This is a genomic window from Mesorhizobium sp. WSM3864, assembly GCF_002294955.1.
Taxonomy (GTDB): Bacteria; Pseudomonadota; Alphaproteobacteria; order Rhizobiales; family Rhizobiaceae; genus Mesorhizobium.
Genome location: NZ_NSGD01000005.1, coordinates 282,741 through 301,034, shown reverse-complemented (window position 1 = coordinate 301,034; position 18,294 = coordinate 282,741). Strand labels below are relative to the sequence as shown.

The following is an 18,294-nucleotide window of genomic DNA, read 5'->3' as shown; positions in this document are numbered from 1 at the left end:
TCTCTAAAGTTTCGCTGCCGCAAGCCGGCTGCCTCTGCTATGGTTGACGACAGGAGATCGTCTGGCCGGGCGGGGTAGTTGCGTGAAGCCGATCGAGACCAGATATGCCCGTAGCGGGGATGTGCGGATCGCCTATCAGGTGGTCGGCCAAGGCTCGTTCGATCTCATCTTCGTCCCCGGCTTCATCTCCAATCTCGACCTCCAATGGGAAGACGAGGGCTACAGCCGCCTGCTGAAGCGGCTTTCGGCTTTCTCACGGCTGATTCTGTTCGACAAACGCGGCACCGGGCTTTCGGACCGAGTGGACAACCATCACCTGCCCGGCCTGGAAACCCGCATGGATGACGTGCGCGCGGTGATGGACGCCACCGGCAGCGGCCGCGCGGCGATCCTCGGCGCTTCGGAAGGCGCACCGATGGCGATGCTGTTTGCCGCGACCTACCCGGAGCGGACGCGGGCACTCGTGCTCTATGGCGGTTATGCGCATTTCCACAAATGGGTAATGCCGCCGGAGCGCCTGGAAGCCTTCATCGAGGTTGCCGAGACTTGCTGGGGCACCGGCGCGACCTTGCCCAATTTCGCGCCAGGCCGCGTGGATGACACGCATTTTGCCCGGTGGTGGGCACGGTTCGAACGGCTGTCGGCCGGCCCGACGGCCGCGGCAGCCCTTGCCCGCATGAATGCAGACATCGACGTGCGCGGCATTCTGTCCGCGATCAGCGCGCCGACGCTGCTGATCCATCGCCGCAATGACGCGCGCGTCGATCCGGAGGCCAGCCGCTTCCTTGCCAAGAAGATTCGCGGCGCCCGGCTTGTTGAGATACCCGGGCGCGACCATCCGATCTGGACCGGGGACGTCGACCGGGTGGCCGACCTGATCGAGGAGTGCCTGACCGGCCAGCCGGCGGTGGCCGACACCGAGCGGGTGCTTGCCGCGCTGCTGGTGACGCGCATCTTCGACACCGCCAAGCTCGGCGACCGCATGTGGAGCGAGCGCAGCCAGCGCTTCCAGGAAGCATGGCGGCTGCTGGTGGGCCGCCATGGTGGGCGGATTGCCGGCACGCATGGCGAATTGATGATCTCTCGTTTCGACGGGCCGGCGCGCGCCATACGCTGCGCAGCGGCGCTGCGCGATGCGGCGCAGCAGATTGGCGTGGCAAGTGGGCAAGGCGTGCATGTCGGCGAGATCGAAATGCGCGGCCAGCCGGTCGGCCTCACGGCGCGGGTGACCATGCAGCTCGCCACCCATGCCGGACCCGGCGACATCCTCGCTTCGCGGCTGGTCGCCGAACTGGCGATAGGCTCCGGCCTGCGTTTCATCGACGCCGGACTTGTCAGTCTCGACGAGCTGAGCGAGCCGCTGCCGGTGGTCCACGCCACGTCTGAACAACATCTGGAACCGGCCTGCCGCCCCAGGCCCAGGGCCCTGCAGCCAGCTACACTGACGGCGCGGGAAAGCGAGGTGGTGAACCTGATTGCCGACGGCATGAGCAATGCGGCGATCGCCGCCGAGCTGAGGCTCAGCGAGCATACGGTCAAGCGGCACGTCGCCAACATATTGCTCAAGCTGGACCTGCCGTCGCGCGCTGCTGCGGCGGCCTTCTCGGCAAGGCACACTGGCCCGGACGGGCCATGAGTGCCATGGCGCTTTCGGGCGAAGCGAAAGGGGTGTCTCTAGGACTATGAATTCCTCCCATGCAGGCCACGCGTCGGGTGGACTCGTCACCTTCAAGAAGCAGACCGACGACCTGGTCGCGGCCGCCATGGCCAATTCGCAACGAGAAAATCCCCGCCCGGCAGTAATCGCCGGGGAGCGCTTCGCACATCTACCGCCCAAGACGATGGGCACATGGAGGATGAAATGCTGACCAAGACAGTGGACGGCGCGGCGATCAAGAAAGCGATCGAGAGCCGCGACGGCAAGACGCTGGCGAGCTTCTACAATGACGATGCGCTGGTGCGGGTGATCGACCGCAACAACCCGCCGAGCAAGCCGCGCGAAATCCGCGGCCGCGCGGCGATCAGCACCTTCTGGGACGACATCTGCAGCCGGGCGATGACCCACAAGGTCGACGCCACGATCGCCGAGGGCGACAATCTCGCCTTCACCCAGGCCTGCGCCTATCCCGACGGCACCAAGGTGTTCTGCGCCGCGATGCTCGAATTGAAGAACGGCCGCATCGCGCGGCAGACGGTCGTGCAGGCCTGGGACGAGTAGCTCAAGAACGGATTCATCTGCAAGACAGGGAGGAGAACCAAGATGTTCAGCGCCAGATGGCAGATCGACGCCAAGTTCGGTCACAAGCAGACCGCGCTCGAGCTGATGCGGAAATGGGAGCGCGAGATCGGCTCGCAGGTCGGGCTCGCCGACCTGAAATTCCAGCTCATGACCGGTTCAGTCGGCGCACGCGAAGCGACGATCGAGACCCACCACCAGGTCGAGAGCCTGGCCCAGTTGGAGGAGTTCTTCGCCAAGATCGCCAAGATCGACGCGCACGCCAAATGGGGCAAGGAGCTGGAGCCCTATGTCGTGTCGGGCACCAGCCTGTGGAACATCTACCGCATCGTCGAGTAGCGGCCTGCGTGGCCGACCTCTCCCACAAGGGGGAGAGGTAGAGGACTTACCCGTGCGCCACCATCACATGGCGGACGGCGGTGTAGTCCTCCAGCGCGTAGAGCGACATGTCCTTGCCGTAACCGGACTGCTTCAGGCCGCCATGCGGCATCTCGTTGGTGAGCATGAAGTGGGTGTTGATCCAGGTGCAGCCATATTGCAGCCGGGCGGCGGTCGTCATGGCGCGCGAGACGTCCCTGGTCCACACCGACGATGCCAGGCCGTAGTCGCTGTCATTCGCCCAGTTCACCGCCTCGTCGACCTCCGAGAAGCGGGTGACCGAGACGACCGGGCCGAACACCTCGCGGCGCACGATCTCGTCTTCCTGCAACGCTCCGGCGACGACCGTCGGCTGGTAGTAGAAGCCGGAGCCCTCGCCCGGCTTGCCGCCGGTGGTGATCTCGATGTGCTTCAATTCCGAAGCGCGCTCGACGAAGCTTGACACGCGGTCGCGCTGGCGGCGCGAGATCAGCGGCCCGATCTCGTTCTCGGTGTCGTCAGGCAGATTGTATTTGATGGTCGACGCCGCCGAGGAGAGATCGGCAACCAGCTTGTCGTAGATCTTCTTGCCGGCATAGATGCGGCAGGCGGCGGTGCAGTCCTGGCCGGCATTGTAGTAGCCGAAGGCGCGCAGACCGTTGACCACCGCGCCGAGATCGGCGTCGTCGAAAACGACGACCGGCGCCTTGCCGCCGAGCTCGAGATGCGTGCGCTTGACCGACTTGGCGGCCGCCTGCAGCACTTTCTTCCCGGTGGCGACGTCGCCGGTGATCGAGATCATGTTGACCTTGGGATGATTGATCAGCGTGTTGCCGACGCTGTCGCCGCGGCCGAGGACGACATTGACCACGCCCTCGGGCAGGATCTCCGACAGGATCCTCGCCAGCTTCAGCGCCGTCAGCGGCGTCTGCTCCGATGGCTTGAAGACGACGGTGTTGCCGCCGCCGATCGCCGGCGCCAGCTTCCAGGCCATCATCATCAGCGGATAGTTCCAGGGCGCGATGGAGGCGACGATGCCGATCGGATCGCGCCGCACCATCGAGGTGTGGCCGGGCAGATACTCGCCCGCGACCTGGCCTGGCATCGAGCGCACCGCGCCGGCGAAGAAGCGGTAGCAATCGACGATCGCCGGGATCTCGTCATTGAGCACGGCGTTGATCGGCTTGCCGCAATTCAGCGCCTCGAGCGCGGCGAACTCATTCGCTTCGGCCTCGATGCGATCGGCGATCTTCAGCAGATAGCCCGAGCGCTGCGCCGGCGTGGTGCGCGACCAATTGACGAACGCTTGTTCGGCGGCACTGACCGCCGCCTCGATCTGCGCCGGACTTGCTTCCGGCAGGTTGAGGATGGTCGCGCCGGTCTTCGGATTGAGGATCGGCTCCTCGATTTCGGTGCCCTTGTCGAATTTCGAGCCGATCAGCATCTGGGTGTCCATGGGGGTTTCTCCCTTCGCAGTAGCGAGTAGCGAGTTGCGTGCAGCGAGTTGCGAATGGCGGGCAGGGTTCGCGATCGATTTTCCCTATTCGCTGTTGGCTAATCCCTATTCGCTGTTTTCATTTGCCCGAGCCGGCGATCTGGTCGCCGTCGCGGGTCAGGTAATAGGCAAAGAGGATCGGCAGCAGCGTCACCAGCACGACGACCATGGCGACGACATTGGTGACCGGACGCTGCCGCGGTCTGATCAGCTCCTCCAGCATCCAGATCGGCACGGTCTGCTGCTGGCCGGCGGTGAAGGTGGTGACGATGACCTCGTCGAAGGACAGCGCAAAGGCCAACATGCCGCCGGCAAGCAGCGCGGTTGCAATGTTGGGCAGCACGACATGCCTAAACGTCTGAAAACCGTCGGCGCCGAGATCCATCGAGGCCTCGATCATCGAGCCTGAGGTGCGGCGAAAACGGGCGACGGCATTGTTGTAGACGACGACCACGCAGAAGGTGGCGTGGCCGAGCACGATCGTCCAGAACGAGAACGGGATGTCGGCGAGCGCAAAGGCCGAGCGCAGCGCGATGCCGGTGATGATGCCGGGCAGCGCGATCGGCAGGATGACGAGCAATGAAATCGCCTCGCGGCCGAAGAAGCGCGTCCGCGAAACCGCAGCGGCGCAGAGCGTGCCAAGAACCAGCGCGATCGCTGTCGAAATGGCAGCGACGCGGATCGACAGCGACAGCGCCTCCCAGACATCCGGCCTGTTCCAGGTGACGGCGAACCATTGCGTGGTCAAACCCGGTGGCGGCCATACAAAACTCTTCTCTTCAGTGGTGAATGCATAGACGAAGATCAAGAGGATCGGCAGGTGCAGGAAGAGCAGGCCGCAGGCGGCGGCGATCTTCAGCCCGAGCGGAGCGGATTGGCCGCGATCAGAGCGCATCGAAAGCTCCCAGGCGCTTGGCGCCCCACAGATAGAAGCCCATGATGACGATGGGCACCACGGTGAAGGCGGCGGCTAAAGGAATGTTGCCGGCGGTGCCTTGCTGCGAATAGACGGCCTGGCCGATGAACAGGCGCGAGGTGCCGATGATCTGCGGGATGATGTAGTCGCCCAATGTCAGCGAGAAGGTGAAGATCGAGCCGGCGACGATGCCCGGCAGCGCCAGCGGGAAGAGCACGTTGCGGAAGGTCTGGCCGGGCGAGGCGCCGAGATCGGACGAGGCCTCGACGAGGTTGCCGGGGACGCGTTCCAGCGCCGCCTGCACAGGCAGGATCATGAACGGCAGCCAGACATAGACGAAGACGATGAAGGTGCCGGTGAAGGAGACCGACAGCGAGTTGCCGCCGACGATCGGCAACGACAGCCAGGCCTCGAGCAGCCACAGCAGGCCGAGCTTGCCTAACAGCCAAGTGAGAATGCCTTCCTTGGCGAGGATCAGTTTCCAGGCGTAGATCTTGACCAGATAGCTCGACCAGAGCGGCAGCATGACGCCGAGATAGAACAGCGCCTTCCAGCGGCCGCGCGCATAGCGCGCCGCGTAATAGGCGATGGGGAAGGCGATGACCGCGGAGGCGAGCGTCACGAGCGCCGCCATCGTCACCGTGCGCAGGATGATGTCGAGATTGGCGGCCTGGAACAGGTCGCCATAGGTCTTCAGCGTGAACTCGCGGTTGATCAGGCCGGAGAACTCGTCGATCGAGAAAAAGCTCTGCAAAAGCAGCGCGAAAAGCGAGCCTATATAGACGATGCCCAGCCACAGAAGCGGCGGCAGCAGCATGAGCAGCAAGAGAAGTATCGGCCGGCGCCAGAAGAGGTCGGAGAGCGCCCCGCGCATGCCGCCGTTGCCGGGCAGGATGGCGGGCACGGGCTTGGATTGAACAGCGGCGATTGTCATCGCGCCGCACCGACGATCAGATCAACGGCGGCAAGGCCGAGATCCTTCACACCCCCCTCTGGCCTGCCGGCCATCTCCCCCGCAAGGAGGGAGATCAGCAGCTCGTCTGCCCCGCCAGTTCTGCAACGTCGAAAATTGGCGAAGCGAGCGGCGACAGCCAATCTCCCCGCTTGCGCGGGAGATATCCGGCAGGACAGAGGGCGGTGCTTTGCACAAACCGCAATCATGCCGACTCGTCCATCAGATGCAGGTGCTCGCGGTTGAAGGTGAGCATCACCGCCTCGCCTTCGGCAGGGAGCGCGGTCCCCGCCGGCACCATGGCATGCAGCCTCAGCCCATCGGCATCCAGCGCCAGCCTTGTGGTGGCGCCGAGATAGTTGGTCCCGACCAGACGCGCGGCAACGCCATCGCCGCTCGTCGCGCCCGATACGCGGATGGATTCAGGCCTGAGGCTGCCCCAGCGATGCTGGCCGGAATAGCGCTGCACGAAATCCGGCGGCAGCACGTTGGACGAGCCGACGAAATCGGCGACGAAGCGTGTCCTCGGCCGCTGGTAAATGTCCTCAGGCGTGCCGACTTGCATGATTCTGCCGTCGTTGAAGACGGCAACACGGTCGGCCATGGAAAGCGCTTCGCCCTGGTCGTGAGTGACGAAGACGAAGGTGATGCCGAGCACCTTCTGCAGCGACTTCAGTTCCTCCTGCATGTTCTCGCGCAGCTTGAGGTCGAGCGCGCCGAGCGGCTCGTCGAGCAGCAGCACTTTGGGCTGGTTGACGAGGGCCCGGGCAAGCGCGACGCGCTGGCGTTGGCCGCCGGAGAGCTGGCCGGGGCGCCGGGCCCCATAGCCCGGCAGGCGCACCAGCGAGAGCGCCTCTTCCGCCGCCTTCAGCCGTTCGACCCTGCCGACGCCCTTGACCATCAGCCCGTAAGCGACGTTGTCGAGCACGTTCAGATGCGGGAACAGCGCGTAGTCCTGGAAAACGGTGTTGACGTTGCGGCGATAGGGCGGAACGCCTTCGGCCCGCTCGCCGAAGATGGAGATCGAGCCGGCCGTCGGCTGCTCGAAGCCGGCGATCAGCCTGAGGCAGGTCGTCTTGCCGGAACCGGACGGCCCGAGCATGGCGAAGAACTCGCCCGGCGCGATGTCGAGATCGACCGCATCGACGGCGCGCACGCTGCCGAAATGGCGCGAGACTTGTTTGAAGGAAACGGCGGAGGTCATGATCTGTCCTGAAGGTTCAGGCTCTCAAATTCGGGCGTCTGTGCTGCCCCTCGTCCGCCTGCCGGCACCTTCTCCGCGTGAAAGACGGGGGACAAGGGACAAACTCCAGCGCTGGCGACCCCTCTCCCCGTTCTTCACGGGGAGAGGGTAAGGGTGAGGGGCAGCGCCAACTTCTAAAAGCCAGGCGAACTCACCGCCCGCCGATGACGCCGATATAGTCCGACACCCAGCGGTAATAGGGCACGCATTTGTCATTCTGGCTGGCGCATTTCGATATCGGCGTCTTCCAGAACTTGATCTTCTCGAAATTGTCGTAACCGTTGGTCTTGCAGCCCTCGTCGCCAAGCAGTTCATTGCCCTTACAGGCGGCGGGCACGACCGGCAGCGAGCCGAACCAGGACGACACATCGCCCTGGACCTTGGGCGAGAGCGAGTGCTCGAGCCACATATAGGCGCAGTTCGGATGGGCGGCGTCGGCTTCCATCATGGTGGTGTCGGCCCAGCCGGTGACGCCCTCCTCCGGCACGGTCGAGGCGACAGGCTTCTTGGCGGCGACCAGCGTGTTCACCTGATACGGCCACGAGCCGGAGGCGACGACGCCTTCGTTCTGGAAATCGTCGACCTGAATCGCGGCGTCATGCCAGTAGCGGCCGACCAGGGTGCGCTGGGTGCGCAGCAGATCGAGCGCCGCCTTGTACTGGTCTTCGCTGAGCTCGTACGGATCCTTGATGCCCAGTTCCGGCTTGTGGAACATCAGGTAGTTGGCGGCATCGGCAATATGGATCGGGCCGTCATAGGCCTGGACACGACCCTTGTTCGACTTGCCATCGGGCAGCTTCATCTCCTCGAAAACGACGTTCCAGCTCTTGGGCGCCTCCTTGAAGACGGTGGTGTTGTACATCAAGATGTTCGGGCCCCACTGGTAGGGCACGCCGTAATGCACCTTGTCGACGGTGAACCAGGGCGCGTCCTTGAGACGGTCGTCGACCGTCTTCCAGCTCTTGATGAGGTCGGTGTTGATCGGCTGCACGCGCTTGCCGGCGACGAGGCGCAGAGAAGCATCACCAGAAGCCGTCACCAGGTCGAAGCCGCCCTCGTTCATCAGCGAGACCATCTCGTCCGACGTATTGGCGGTCTTGACGTTGACCTTGCAGCCGGTCTCCTTCTCGAAGGCGGTCACCCAGTCGTAGTTCTTGTCGGTCTCGCCACGCTCGATATAGCCCGGCCAGGCGACGATATTCAGCTCGCCCTCGCCCTTGCCGACTTCCTTGACCTGGGCGATCGCCTGACCCGAGAAGGTCAGCGCAACCGTCAACGCCGTGCATGACTTCAGGAATGCATTCATCATCGATCTCCCATTTTGGCGCATGACCCCGAAACCGATCCGGTTTTCAACAAGGATCACACGCAAACCTGAACGCCAGAGTTCCCATCACCCCGGCAGCCGCGCTCCCGAGCGGCTTTGTTCCCTGAGCGAAAAGTGCTGTGAAAATTCCGGTTTCGCAAATCCATTTATCAGAAAGCCGATATCGGATTTTCCGATACTCTTTCCGACGCCATTCCGGACGGAAGGTTGCGGCGAAGTCCGCCGAGCCCAACCGTTCACACTTTGCTGGAATCGCTCTGATCAGAGCCGCTGCCGTACCATGCGCTGCGACTGGGCAAGTCCGATAAAGTCGCGGGCGGCCTGCGGCAGGCTGGAACCGCGGCGCCAAACCATGCCGACCTGGACGACCGGAAGCGAGCCGGAGATATCGCGGGATTCGATGCGGTCGCCTTCCAGCGACCAGGGACGATAGACGAGATCGGGCAGCAGCGCCACGCCGGCGCCGGTGGCGACGAGGCTGCGCACGGCCTCGACGGAGCGGGTGCGGAAGGCGACATGCGGTCTCGCACCGAGCGCCGACAGCAGCTTGCCGGTGTTCTCCTCGATCTCGTCGACGGTCAGCATGATCAGCGGTTCGGAAGCGATGTCGCCGATCGAGATAATGTCGGCGCTGGCGAGCTTGTGGCTGAGCGGCAGCCAGAGCCGATAGGCCGAGACTTCGAGGATTTCCGACTGCAGCGCGGTGCGATCGCGCAAATTCGACGTGACCATGACGGCGATGTCGAGCTTGCCGCCGACCAGCAGATGCTCGAGATAGTCGCCATTGTCCTCGATCGCCGAGACTTCGACGCTTGGATACGCGCGGCGGTAGCGAGCCAGCAGATCGGAGAGCACGTAGCCGGCAACAAGCGAGGTGACCCCGAGCTGCAGCCGCCCGCCTGCTGTGAGTTGATCGCCGAGGAAAGCGCGGCGCGCATCGGAAACGTCGGCCAGGATTTTCGTCGCGTGGCGCAGGAACTGGTGCCCCTTATGGGTGATGTTGAGGCCGCGCGGGTGGCGGTCGAACAACTCGACTCCGAGATCGCTCTCCAGCTCCTTGATCGCCTCGGTGACCGAGGATTGCGAGATGGAGAGGTTCTGCGCGGCGCCCGAGACCGTGCCCTGCTCGGCGACGGCGACGAAGAACTGGAGCTGGCGGATGGTGAAGGCCATGCCCGACTAAACACCGGCGCGGCCGGGAAGGAAAGCCGTTGGCGCATCCGGCGCTAGGCCATCGCAATGCTGAGACGCGCGCCGGCCTGGCTGAGAGCGGCGGCGATGTCGCGCGGCGGCGGCTGGTCGGTGGCAAGCTCGGAGAAACCGTCGAAGCCGCAGACCTGAACCAGGCCCTGCCGGCCGAACTTGGTATGGTCGGTGACGACCAGCGAGCGTTGCCCGCGCGACAACACCATGCGGGCGAATTCCGCCTCCTCCAGCTCGTAGTCGGTCAGGCCGGCGACGGCGTCGACCGCGCCGATGGAGATCACCGCGTGGCTGACCGAGAAGCGGCTTACGAATTCGATCGCCGCGACGCCGAGGGCAGCGCCTGAATCGCTGCGCAGCTCGCCGCCGGCCATATAGACCTTGTTGCCGTTCACCGTCGCCAGCGTACGGGCGATGTCGGACGAATTGGTGACCACCGTCAGGCGGCGATGGCCGAGCAGTTCGCGCGCCAGGAAGGACGTGGTGGTGCCGGTGTCGAGCATGATCGACTCGCCGTCGCGGATGGTGGCCGCGACCATGCGGGCAATCAGACGCTTTGCCTCGGCATTCTCGCGCATGCGGCGCTCGAACGGCGCCTCGCCTGTCATCGAGCGCAGGCTGACGGCGCCATGCATCTTGAGCAATGCCCCGTCATCGGTCAGCGGTTTCACGTCGCGCCTGACCGTCTCCAGCGACACGCCCAGGCGCTCGGCCAGGCTGGCGATGGTGATCGTGCCCTCCTCACCGAGGAGCCGCAGGATCTCGCCGTGCCGTTTCGAGTGGATCATGTGGATGTCCGGGATTTTGACCGATTCTACGGCATTCCTAACGCTTTTAAAGGAATTGCTCATATTTTCGGGCAAAACACCCAAAAAAGGTCACAGCTTTTTATTGACAGCAACATCACGCTGGCGTGAGATTGTTGTCGTGACAGGCTCGGAACTGCCACAGGAGGGTGATGGCAGAGCCGCAATCGACTGACCAGATTTTCTGGAACGTGCCTGGCGCGAGCTTTTTTCGAATCCGCGGGGGCGGATGCCGGGATCCTAAGCCTGGCCAAGGGGCTCGTCGGTGTGGTGAGGGATATCAATCCCGGCATCCCGCACCGACGAGGCCTTTCTTTTTTCTCTCATCGCTTTGTGAGAGACCGGCGCTTTGTCGAAAGCCGGCCGAAGCAGGACCGAACCCGTGAGCGCCGCCGCAACCACCGAAGACCGCATCCGCGCCCTGCCCTGCTGGAGCGGCGGCATCGAGATCGAGCCGCTGCCCGGCGGCCTCAGCAACGCCAACTATGTCGTTACCGACGCCGCCGGCCGGCACGTGGTGCGCTTCGGCCAGGACTTCCCGTTCCACCATGTCTTTCGCGAGCGCGAGGTGATGACGGCGCGGGCGGCGCATGCGGCCGGTTTCGCGCCAGCCGTCCACTACGCCGAGCCCGGAATTCTGGTGACCCAGTTTCTCGGCGCCAGGACCTTCCTCGCCGATGATGTGCGCGCCGACCTCGGCCGCGTGGCGGCGCTGCTGCGGCGCTTTCACCGCGAGATGCCGAACCACGTCTCCGGCGCCGGTTTCATGTTCTGGGTCTTTCATGTCATCCGCGACTATGCGCGCACGCTCGAGGAAGGCGGCAGCCGCAAGAAGGACGAGCTGCCGCGCTATCTCGCTTTAGCCGACGAGTTCGAACGGGCGCAGAAGCTTTTGCCGATCGTCTTCGGCCACAATGATCTTTTGCCGGCCAACATCCTCGACGACGGCAAGCGGCTGTGGCTGATCGATTTCGAATATGCCGGCTTCAACACGGCCATGTTCGATCTGGCCGGCGCCGCCTCGAATGCGGGGATGAGCGACGAGGAATCCTTCGCCTTCCTGACCGCCTATTTCATGAAGGAGCCGGACAGCGAGATCCGCCGCTCGCACGCGGCCATGCAATGCGCCTCACTGCTGCGCGAGGCAATGTGGAGCATGGTTTCCGAGCTCTATCTCGACGCGCCCGGGATCGACTACGTCGCCTATACCGAAGAAAACCTGGTGCGGCTCGACGCTGCACTGGAAAACTACCGGACGAGATACGGGACAAGATCATGACTTTGCCCAGCCATGCCGGGATCGTGGTCATCGGCGGCGGCATCATCGGCTGCTCGACCGCCTATCATTTGGCGCGCGACCACAAGGCCGACGTGGTGCTGCTGGAGCAAGGCAAGCTGACCTCGGGCTCGACCTGGCACGCGGCCGGACTGGTCGGGCAGCTGCGCTCGTCGGCCTCAATCACCCGCGTGCTCAAATATTCCGTCGAGCTCTATAAGGGGCTCGAGGCCGAGACGGGACTGGCGACCGGCTGGAAAATGACCGGGTGCCTGAGGCTTGCCACCAACGCCGACCGCTGGACCGAGTTCAAGCGATTGGCGACGACGGCAAAAAGCTTCGGCATGGACATGCAGCTGCTGTCGCCCGCCGAGGTGAAGCGCATGTGGCCGCTGATGGAAACCGGCGATCTCGTCGGCGCCTCCTGGCTGCCGACCGACGGCCAGGCCAGCCCCTCCGACATCACGCAATCGCTCGCCAAGGGCGCGCGCATGCATGGCGCAAAACTATTCGAGGACGCGCGCGTCACCGGATTTGAGATGAAGGACGAACGCATCACCGCGGTGAAGACCGAAAAGGGGGACATTTCCTGCGACAAGGTGGTGAACTGCGCCGGGCAATGGGCAAGGCAGGTCGGCGTGATGGCCGGCATCAACGTGCCGCTGCAGCCGGTCAAGCACCAATACATCATCACCGAGAAGATCGAGGGGCTGGCCAACGACGCGCCGACAATCCGTGACCCCGACCGCCGCACCTATTTCAAGGAAGAGGTCGGCGGGCTGGTGATGGGCGGCTATGAGCCGAACCCGCAGGCCTGGACGACTGAGCTCCCAGGGGGCGACGTACCCAAGGACTGGGCGTTCCGCCTGTTCGATGACGATTACGACCACTTCGAGCAGCATATGGCCCAGGCGATCGAGCGGGTGCCGGCGCTGGCCAATGTCGGCGTCAAGCAAATGATCAACGGGCCGGAGAGCTTTACCCCGGACGGCAATTTCATCCTTGGTGTCGCGCCCGAATGCGCCAACATGTTCGTCGGCGCCGGCTTCAACGCCTTCGGCATCGCGTCCGGCGGCGGCGCCGGCTGGGTGCTGGCGCAATGGGTGGTCGACGGCGAGGCGCCGCTCGACCTCTGGGTGGTCGACATCAGGCGTTTTTCCAACCTGCACCGCGACCGGCAATGGGTCTGCGACCGCACGCTCGAGGCCTATGGCAAGCACTACACGATCGGTTTTCCGCACGAAGAGTATCTGTCCGGCCGGCCGCGCATCGTTTCGCCGCTTTACGAGCGGTTGAAAACCCACCGTGCCGTGTTCGGCTCCAAGCTCGGCTGGGAGCGGCCGAACTGGTTCGCGCCCGATGGCATCAAGCCGGAAGACGTCTATTCGATGGGGCGGCAGAACTGGTTTACCCCGGTCGGCGACGAGCACCGCCATGTGCGCGAGAAAGTCGGCATCTTCGACCAATCCTCCTTTGCCAAATATGAGATGACCGGGGCCGATGCGCTGAAGGCGCTCGACTGGATCTGCGCCAACGACATCAACAAGCCGGTCGGCCGGCTGACCTATACGCAGCTTCTCAACACGCGCGGCGGCATCGAAGCAGACCTCACGGTGGCACGGCTCGGCGAGGACAGGTTCTACATCGTCACCGGCACCGGTTTCCGCACGCATGATTTTTCATGGATCAACGACCATCTCGGCCACGGACTCGACGCGGCGCTGAAAGATGTCACCGAGGATTTCGGCACGCTGTCGCTGATGGGGCCGCGCGCCCGCGACGTGCTGTCGGCGGTAACGGGTGCAGATGTCTCCAACGCCGCCTTCCCCTTCGGCCACGCGCGCGAGATCGACATCGCCGGCCACACCGTGCGGGCGCTGCGGGTGACCTATGTCGGCGAGCTCGGCTGGGAGTTGCATGTGCCGATCGCCGCGACGGGCGAGATTTTTGATGCCCTGATGGCAGCCGGGAAACAGCATGGCATCTGCCCGGTCGGCTACCGGGCGCTGGAATCGCTGCGGCTGGAAAAGGGCTATCGCGCCTGGGGGGCGGACATCACGCCGAACGACACGCCGCAGGAAGCGGGCCTCGGCTGGGCTGTGAAGCTCAGGAAGAACAACGGCTTCATCGGGCGGCGGGCGCTGGAGAAAGTGGCCGGCCAGCCGCTGACGAAACGCTTTGCCGGCTTCACGGTCGACGATCCGGACGTCGTCCTGGCCGGACGCGAGACGATCCTGCGCAACGGCCAACCGGTCGGCTATCTCACCAGTGGCGGCTATGGCTATACGGTGGAGAAGAACATCGGCTATGGCTATGTGCGCAACGCCGATGGCGTCAGCGACGACTTCCTCGCCTCCGGCGCCTATGAACTGGTGGTGGCGATGGAGCGCACGCCGGCAAAGATCCATCTCGAGCCGATGTACGATCCGGCCGGAGAGAAGATAAAGGCTTAAGTAGGAAAGCGGTCAGCCGACGCGCAGCACGAGGCCTCTGCTTGGCACCGCGTCGCCCTCGCCGGGCATCGAGGCGTAAGGCCGTGTTTCTTCAAGCCGGGTTATGACGCCCTCCGCTTCGAGCGCGGCGATCCGCTCGGCAAAGCCGGCCTGCCAGAGCGTGTTCTTGATCGTCAGCACGATGATGCCGCCTGGACGGCAGATGCGGATCAGCTCGTCCAGCCCCTCGACGCCGACATGGCCGGAGGTGAAGACGCCGGCCGAGACGATGCCTGCATAGGCGCCGTCCGCGAAAGGCAAGGCGCCGCCCAGCGCCAGACGATGCAGCGCCGTGTAGACGCCCTTGGCGCCGGCCTTGTCCAGCATGCCTTGCGAGATGTCGAGCGCCTCGACACGTGGATAGCCGGTGATGGCGAGCCATTCGCCGATCAGCCCTGTGCCGGCGCCGGCGTCGAGCACGGGTTCCGCGCCGCGCGGCAGATGGCGGGCAAGCAGGGCCAGGCAGATGGTCGGATGGCGATAGCCGGCCGCCGACATATCGGCGTCGTAAGTTTCGGCCCAGCTATCGTAGATTGCGGCCACTTCGTCCGGCCGTGTTGCGGCATAGGCCGCGCTTAGCGCGCTGTTGTGCTTGCCCTCCGCCATTGCCGCTCCCGCCGCCGATTCGTGTTGGCCATGGTAGCCAAGCGGCAAAAACTGTGGAACCGTTCCGCCATAAACATGGCGTGATGGTTAAGGGGGTGACGATGGAAGAGGCGCGCGCGGCGCTGGCCGCCATTCCGGCGCTTGCCAGGTATAAGGGTCCGCTGGAGCGGCTGGGCGGCCTTACCAACCGTGTCTACAAGGCCGGCGAGGTCTGCCTGCGCATTCCCGGCAAGGGCACGGAGGAATATATCAACCGCGCCAACGAGGCAGTGGCGGCGCGCGAGGCGGCCAAGGCCGGCGTCAGCCCGGAGGTGCTTTTTGCCGATCCCGCATCCGGCTTGATGGCAACGCGCTTCGTCGCCGACGCCGAGACCATGTCGCCGGAAAAGTTCAAGGCCAGACAGGGCAGTCCGGCGCGTGCTGGCGCAGCCTTCCGCAAGCTGCATGCGTCCGGCGCGGTCTTCCCCTTCCGCTTCGAGCTGTTTGCGATGATCGACGACTATCTGAACGTACTGTCGACCAAGGATGTGGCCCTGCCGCCCGGCTATCACGACGTGGTGCGCGAGGCGGGCAGCGTGCGCGAAGCATTGGTCACGCACCCGATCCAGCTTGCTGCCTGCCACTGCGATCCGCTCTGCGAAAACTTTCTCGATACCGGGGAGCGGATGTGGATCGTCGACTGGGAGTACTCCGGCATGAACGATCCGTTGTGGGATCTCGGCGACCTCTCGGTCGAAGGCAAGTTCGACGCCGGCCAGGACGAAGAGCTGATGCGCGCCTATTTCGGCGGCGAAGCAAGGCCGGCCGAGCGCGGCCGCGTCGTCATCTACAAGGCCATGTGCGACCTGCTCTGGACGCTGTGGGGGCTGATCCAGCTCGCCAACAACAACCCGGTCGACGATTTCCGCGCCTATGCGGACGGACGCTTCGCCCGCTGCAAGGCGCTGATGGAGACGCCCGAGTTTTCACGGCACCTGGCCGCAATACGAAAGGGCTAATTGACGCCCTTCGGCACATTCTCGGGCGGCACGACGGTCTCGACCACCTTCTGGCGATAGAAGATGAAGATGCCGGCGAGCACAACGATGGCCGAGCCGGCGAGTATCCGCGGGCTCGGCACATCGCCGAAGAAGACCAGGCCGAAGACAATGGCCCACAGCAGCAGGCTGTAATGCAGCGGCGCAAGCGTTGACGCCGGCGCCAGTTTCAGCGCGCGGGTGATCATCAGATGGGCGGCGCAGGAGACGATGCCGAGCAAAAGCATGGCGCCGAAATCGAGCGCCGACGGCGTACGCCAGGCGCCGATGGTCAGAACGCCGCCGACAATCAACGTGCCGATGGTCTGCCAGGTGACCAGCGTCGTGTCACTCGTTCCGCGCAAACGCCGGCCGAGAATGATGGCGAAGCCGAAGGCAATGCTGCCGATCAGCGCATAGGCCGATGACAGCGAAAACGCGGCCGACGATGGCTTCAGGATGATCAGCACACCGCAGAAGCCGACCAGGATCGCCAGCCAGCGCCGCCAGCCGACCTTCTCGCCGAGCAGGAGATGCGAGAGCGCGGCGACATAGATCGGTCCGGCCATGTAGAAGCTCATCACGTCGGCGAGCGGCAGATAGACGACCGCGGCATAGAACAGCCCGGTATCGAGCGTGGTCGCCGCGACGCGCAGGACCTGCAGCACCGGCCTTTCCACCTGAAAAAGCTTGCCTGCGCCCTGGTTGGCGATCATCGGCCCAAGCACCAAGAAGGCGCCGATGGAGCGGACCAGCACCACCTGACCGACCGAGAAGGAAGCGACCAGCCATTTGCCCATCGCGTCGTTCAGCGCGAACATGAAGTCGCCGGCCAGCATCAAGAGAATGCCGGCGAGCAGGACATTCTTGATCGTAAGATTGCGGGCGAGGAACTGGGCCATGCCCGGCTCCCTACTCGCAATCTGTCGCTTTGAGGAGGGAAATTCGGACGATCCGTAAGACCAGCGGCGGAAATCGGCTGGCGCTACGCGGATTTGTGCCTGCGGTTGACGTTCTCCGGCCGACCGGCGATCGACAGCCGCGTCTCCTGCCTGGTCCGTTCGGCCACCACCTTGCCCCTGGCGATGACACAGAGGCGCTCGGGGCGCAGGCGGACGGCCTCGATCGGATTGCCGGCGTCGAGCACGACAAGGCTCGCCCGCTTGCCGACGGTCAGACCCAGATGATCAAGCCCCATGATCGCGGCGTTGACGTTGGTGACCATGTCGAAGCAGCGCGCCATGTCGGCCGGGCTCGACATCTGCGCGACATGCAGGCCCATGAAGGCCACGTCGAGCATGTCCGCCGTGCCCAGCGAATACCATGGGTCGAGCACGCAGTCCTGGCCCCAGCCGACGCGGATGCCGAGCGCCTGCATCTCCTTCACCCGGGTCAGGCCGCGCCGCTTGGGGAAAGTATCGTGGCGCCCCTGCAGCATGATGTTGATCAGCGGATTGGGGATCGCAGAAACGCCGGCCTCGGCGATCAGCGGCAACAGCTTCGAGACGTAGTAATTGTCCATGGAATGCATCGAGGTGAGGTGCGAGCCCGCCACCCTGCCCTGCAAGCCGAAGCGCTGCGTTTCATAGGCAAGCTGCTCGATGTGGCGCGAAAGCGGGTCGTCGGTCTCGTCGCAATGCATGTCGACCATCAGGCCGCGCTTCGCCGCGATCTCGCAGAGCTCCGTCACCGAGCGGGTGCCGTCGCCCATGCTGCGCTCGAAATGCGGGATGCCGCCGACGATGTCGACGCCCATATCCAGCGCCCGGATTGTGTTTTCGCGGGCCGTCGGCGAGCGATAAAACCCGTCCTGCGGAAAGGCGACCAGCTGCAGGTCGAGATAGGGCGCGACCGTTTTCTTCACGTCCAGCAGAGCTTCCACGGCAAGCAGCCGGTCGTCGCAGACATCGACATGGGTGCGGATGGCAAGCAGGCCCATCGACACCGCCCAGTCGCAATAGGCGAGCGCGCGGTCGCGCACGGCCTCATGCGTCAGGAGCGGCTTCAACTCGCCCCAGAGCGCAATGCCTTCGAGCAACGTGCCCGAAGCGTTGATGCGCGGAATGCCATAGGAGAGCGTGGCGTCCATATGGAAATGCGGATCGACGAAGGGCGCCGTGACAAGATTGCCGCGCGCGTCGACCTCGCTCCGAGCTGCGCCTTGCAACTGAGGCTCGATCGCGGCGATGGTTTCGCCAGCGATGCCGATATCGGCGATCCTGCCGTCCGGCAGCGTGCCGCCGCGCACGATGAGGTCGAAATCCATGTCATCATCCCTTTGGTAGAATCAGCGTTATCGTGATCGGAAAGGCGGCCCGCCGCAGCCGTTTCTTCCCTGCCGGCGTTTCCTCCGGCGCCAACTCGCTCTA

Annotated in this window: 17 protein-coding genes; 7 read left to right on the top strand and 10 right to left on the bottom strand. The window is 64.4% G+C overall.

Going from position 1 to position 18,294, the window contains the following annotated elements; genetic code table 11:
- The first annotated feature begins 82 nt into the window (after positions 1-82).
- From CK215_RS14150 to CK215_RS14140, 3 genes are all read left to right on the top strand, one after another.
- Complete coding sequence (locus CK215_RS14150; protein WP_095831258.1) at positions 83-1,636, top strand: alpha/beta fold hydrolase; 1,554 nt, start codon at positions 83-85, stop codon at positions 1,634-1,636.
- A 225-nt stretch (positions 1,637-1,861) separates the two neighbouring features.
- A complete protein-coding gene (locus CK215_RS14145) occupies positions 1,862-2,218 on the top strand; it encodes a nuclear transport factor 2 family protein (RefSeq protein WP_067003749.1) in 357 nt (118 codons plus the stop codon).
- Positions 2,219-2,260: 42 nt separating this feature from the next.
- Positions 2,261-2,575: a hypothetical protein gene (locus CK215_RS14140; protein ID WP_095777575.1), complete on the top strand. Its 315-nt coding sequence runs from the start codon at positions 2,261-2,263 to the stop codon at positions 2,573-2,575.
- Positions 2,576-2,621: 46 nt separating this feature from the next.
- On the opposite strand, the gene CK215_RS14135 is transcribed toward CK215_RS14140, so the two are convergent.
- The 7 genes from CK215_RS14135 to CK215_RS14100 all read right to left on the bottom strand — a co-directional run bounded on the left by CK215_RS14135 (position 2,622) and on the right by CK215_RS14100 (position 10,517).
- Positions 2,622-4,049: a gamma-aminobutyraldehyde dehydrogenase gene (locus CK215_RS14135; RefSeq protein WP_095777576.1), complete on the bottom strand. Its 1,428-nt coding sequence runs from the start codon at positions 4,047-4,049 to the stop codon at positions 2,622-2,624.
- 118 nt (positions 4,050-4,167) lie between these two features.
- Positions 4,168-4,983 (bottom strand): ABC transporter permease, encoded by an 816-nt coding sequence (locus tag CK215_RS14130; RefSeq protein WP_067003601.1) that lies wholly within the window; start codon positions 4,981-4,983, stop codon positions 4,168-4,170.
- Entirely contained in the window at positions 4,973-5,878 is a 906-nt protein-coding gene (locus tag CK215_RS14125; RefSeq protein WP_197504285.1) for an ABC transporter permease, read from the bottom strand. Before CK215_RS14125 ends, CK215_RS14130 begins: the two co-directional genes overlap by 11 nt.
- Before the next feature lie 283 nt (positions 5,879-6,161).
- Complete coding sequence (locus tag CK215_RS14115; RefSeq protein WP_067003595.1) at positions 6,162-7,160, bottom strand: ABC transporter ATP-binding protein; 999 nt, start codon at positions 7,158-7,160, stop codon at positions 6,162-6,164.
- Between the two features lie 190 nt (positions 7,161-7,350).
- The gene (locus CK215_RS14110) at positions 7,351-8,505 is read right to left on the bottom strand and encodes an ABC transporter substrate-binding protein (protein ID WP_095777615.1); all 1,155 of its coding nucleotides are present in this window, start codon (positions 8,503-8,505) and stop codon (positions 7,351-7,353) included.
- Positions 8,506-8,787: 282 nt separating this feature from the next.
- Complete coding sequence (locus CK215_RS14105) at positions 8,788-9,699, bottom strand: LysR substrate-binding domain-containing protein (RefSeq protein WP_067003593.1); 912 nt, start codon at positions 9,697-9,699, stop codon at positions 8,788-8,790.
- 53 nt (positions 9,700-9,752) lie between these two features.
- Positions 9,753-10,517 carry a DeoR/GlpR family DNA-binding transcription regulator gene (locus CK215_RS14100; protein WP_067003591.1) on the bottom strand — a complete coding sequence of 255 codons (765 nt, stop codon included), beginning with the start codon at positions 10,515-10,517 and terminating at the stop codon, positions 9,753-9,755.
- Between the two features lie 4 nt (positions 10,518-10,521).
- On the opposite strand from CK215_RS14100, the gene CK215_RS30735 reads away from it, so the two are divergent.
- From CK215_RS30735 to CK215_RS14090, 3 genes are all read left to right on the top strand, one after another.
- Positions 10,522-10,710: a hypothetical protein gene (locus CK215_RS30735; protein ID WP_127214944.1), complete on the top strand. Its 189-nt coding sequence runs from the start codon at positions 10,522-10,524 to the stop codon at positions 10,708-10,710.
- A gap of 207 nt (positions 10,711-10,917) precedes the next feature.
- Positions 10,918-11,814: a phosphotransferase family protein gene (locus CK215_RS14095; protein WP_095831341.1), complete on the top strand. Its 897-nt coding sequence runs from the start codon at positions 10,918-10,920 to the stop codon at positions 11,812-11,814.
- Entirely contained in the window at positions 11,811-14,264 is a 2,454-nt protein-coding gene (locus tag CK215_RS14090) for an FAD-dependent oxidoreductase (protein WP_095831257.1), read from the top strand. Before CK215_RS14095 ends, CK215_RS14090 begins: the two co-directional genes overlap by 4 nt.
- Before the next feature lie 12 nt (positions 14,265-14,276).
- Here the strand turns inward: CK215_RS14090 and CK215_RS14085 are convergent, their stop codons facing one another.
- Positions 14,277-14,909 carry a class I SAM-dependent methyltransferase gene (locus tag CK215_RS14085; protein WP_095831256.1) on the bottom strand — a complete coding sequence of 211 codons (633 nt, stop codon included), beginning with the start codon at positions 14,907-14,909 and terminating at the stop codon, positions 14,277-14,279.
- 95 nt (positions 14,910-15,004) lie between these two features.
- Here CK215_RS14085 and CK215_RS14080 point away from each other — a divergent pair, with 95 nt between their 5' ends.
- The gene (locus CK215_RS14080) at positions 15,005-15,907 is read left to right on the top strand and encodes a phosphotransferase family protein (protein ID WP_095831340.1); all 903 of its coding nucleotides are present in this window, start codon (positions 15,005-15,007) and stop codon (positions 15,905-15,907) included.
- Here the strand turns inward: CK215_RS14080 and CK215_RS14075 are convergent.
- Both CK215_RS14075 and CK215_RS14070 read right to left on the bottom strand, forming a co-directional pair.
- Positions 15,904-16,827 (bottom strand): DMT family transporter, encoded by a 924-nt coding sequence (locus CK215_RS14075; RefSeq protein ID WP_095831255.1) that lies wholly within the window; start codon positions 16,825-16,827, stop codon positions 15,904-15,906. The genes CK215_RS14080 and CK215_RS14075 overlap by 4 nt on opposite strands.
- A gap of 83 nt (positions 16,828-16,910) precedes the next feature.
- Complete coding sequence (locus CK215_RS14070) at positions 16,911-18,191, bottom strand: amidohydrolase family protein (RefSeq protein WP_095831254.1); 1,281 nt, start codon at positions 18,189-18,191, stop codon at positions 16,911-16,913.
- Positions 18,192-18,294: the final 103 nt, after the last annotated feature.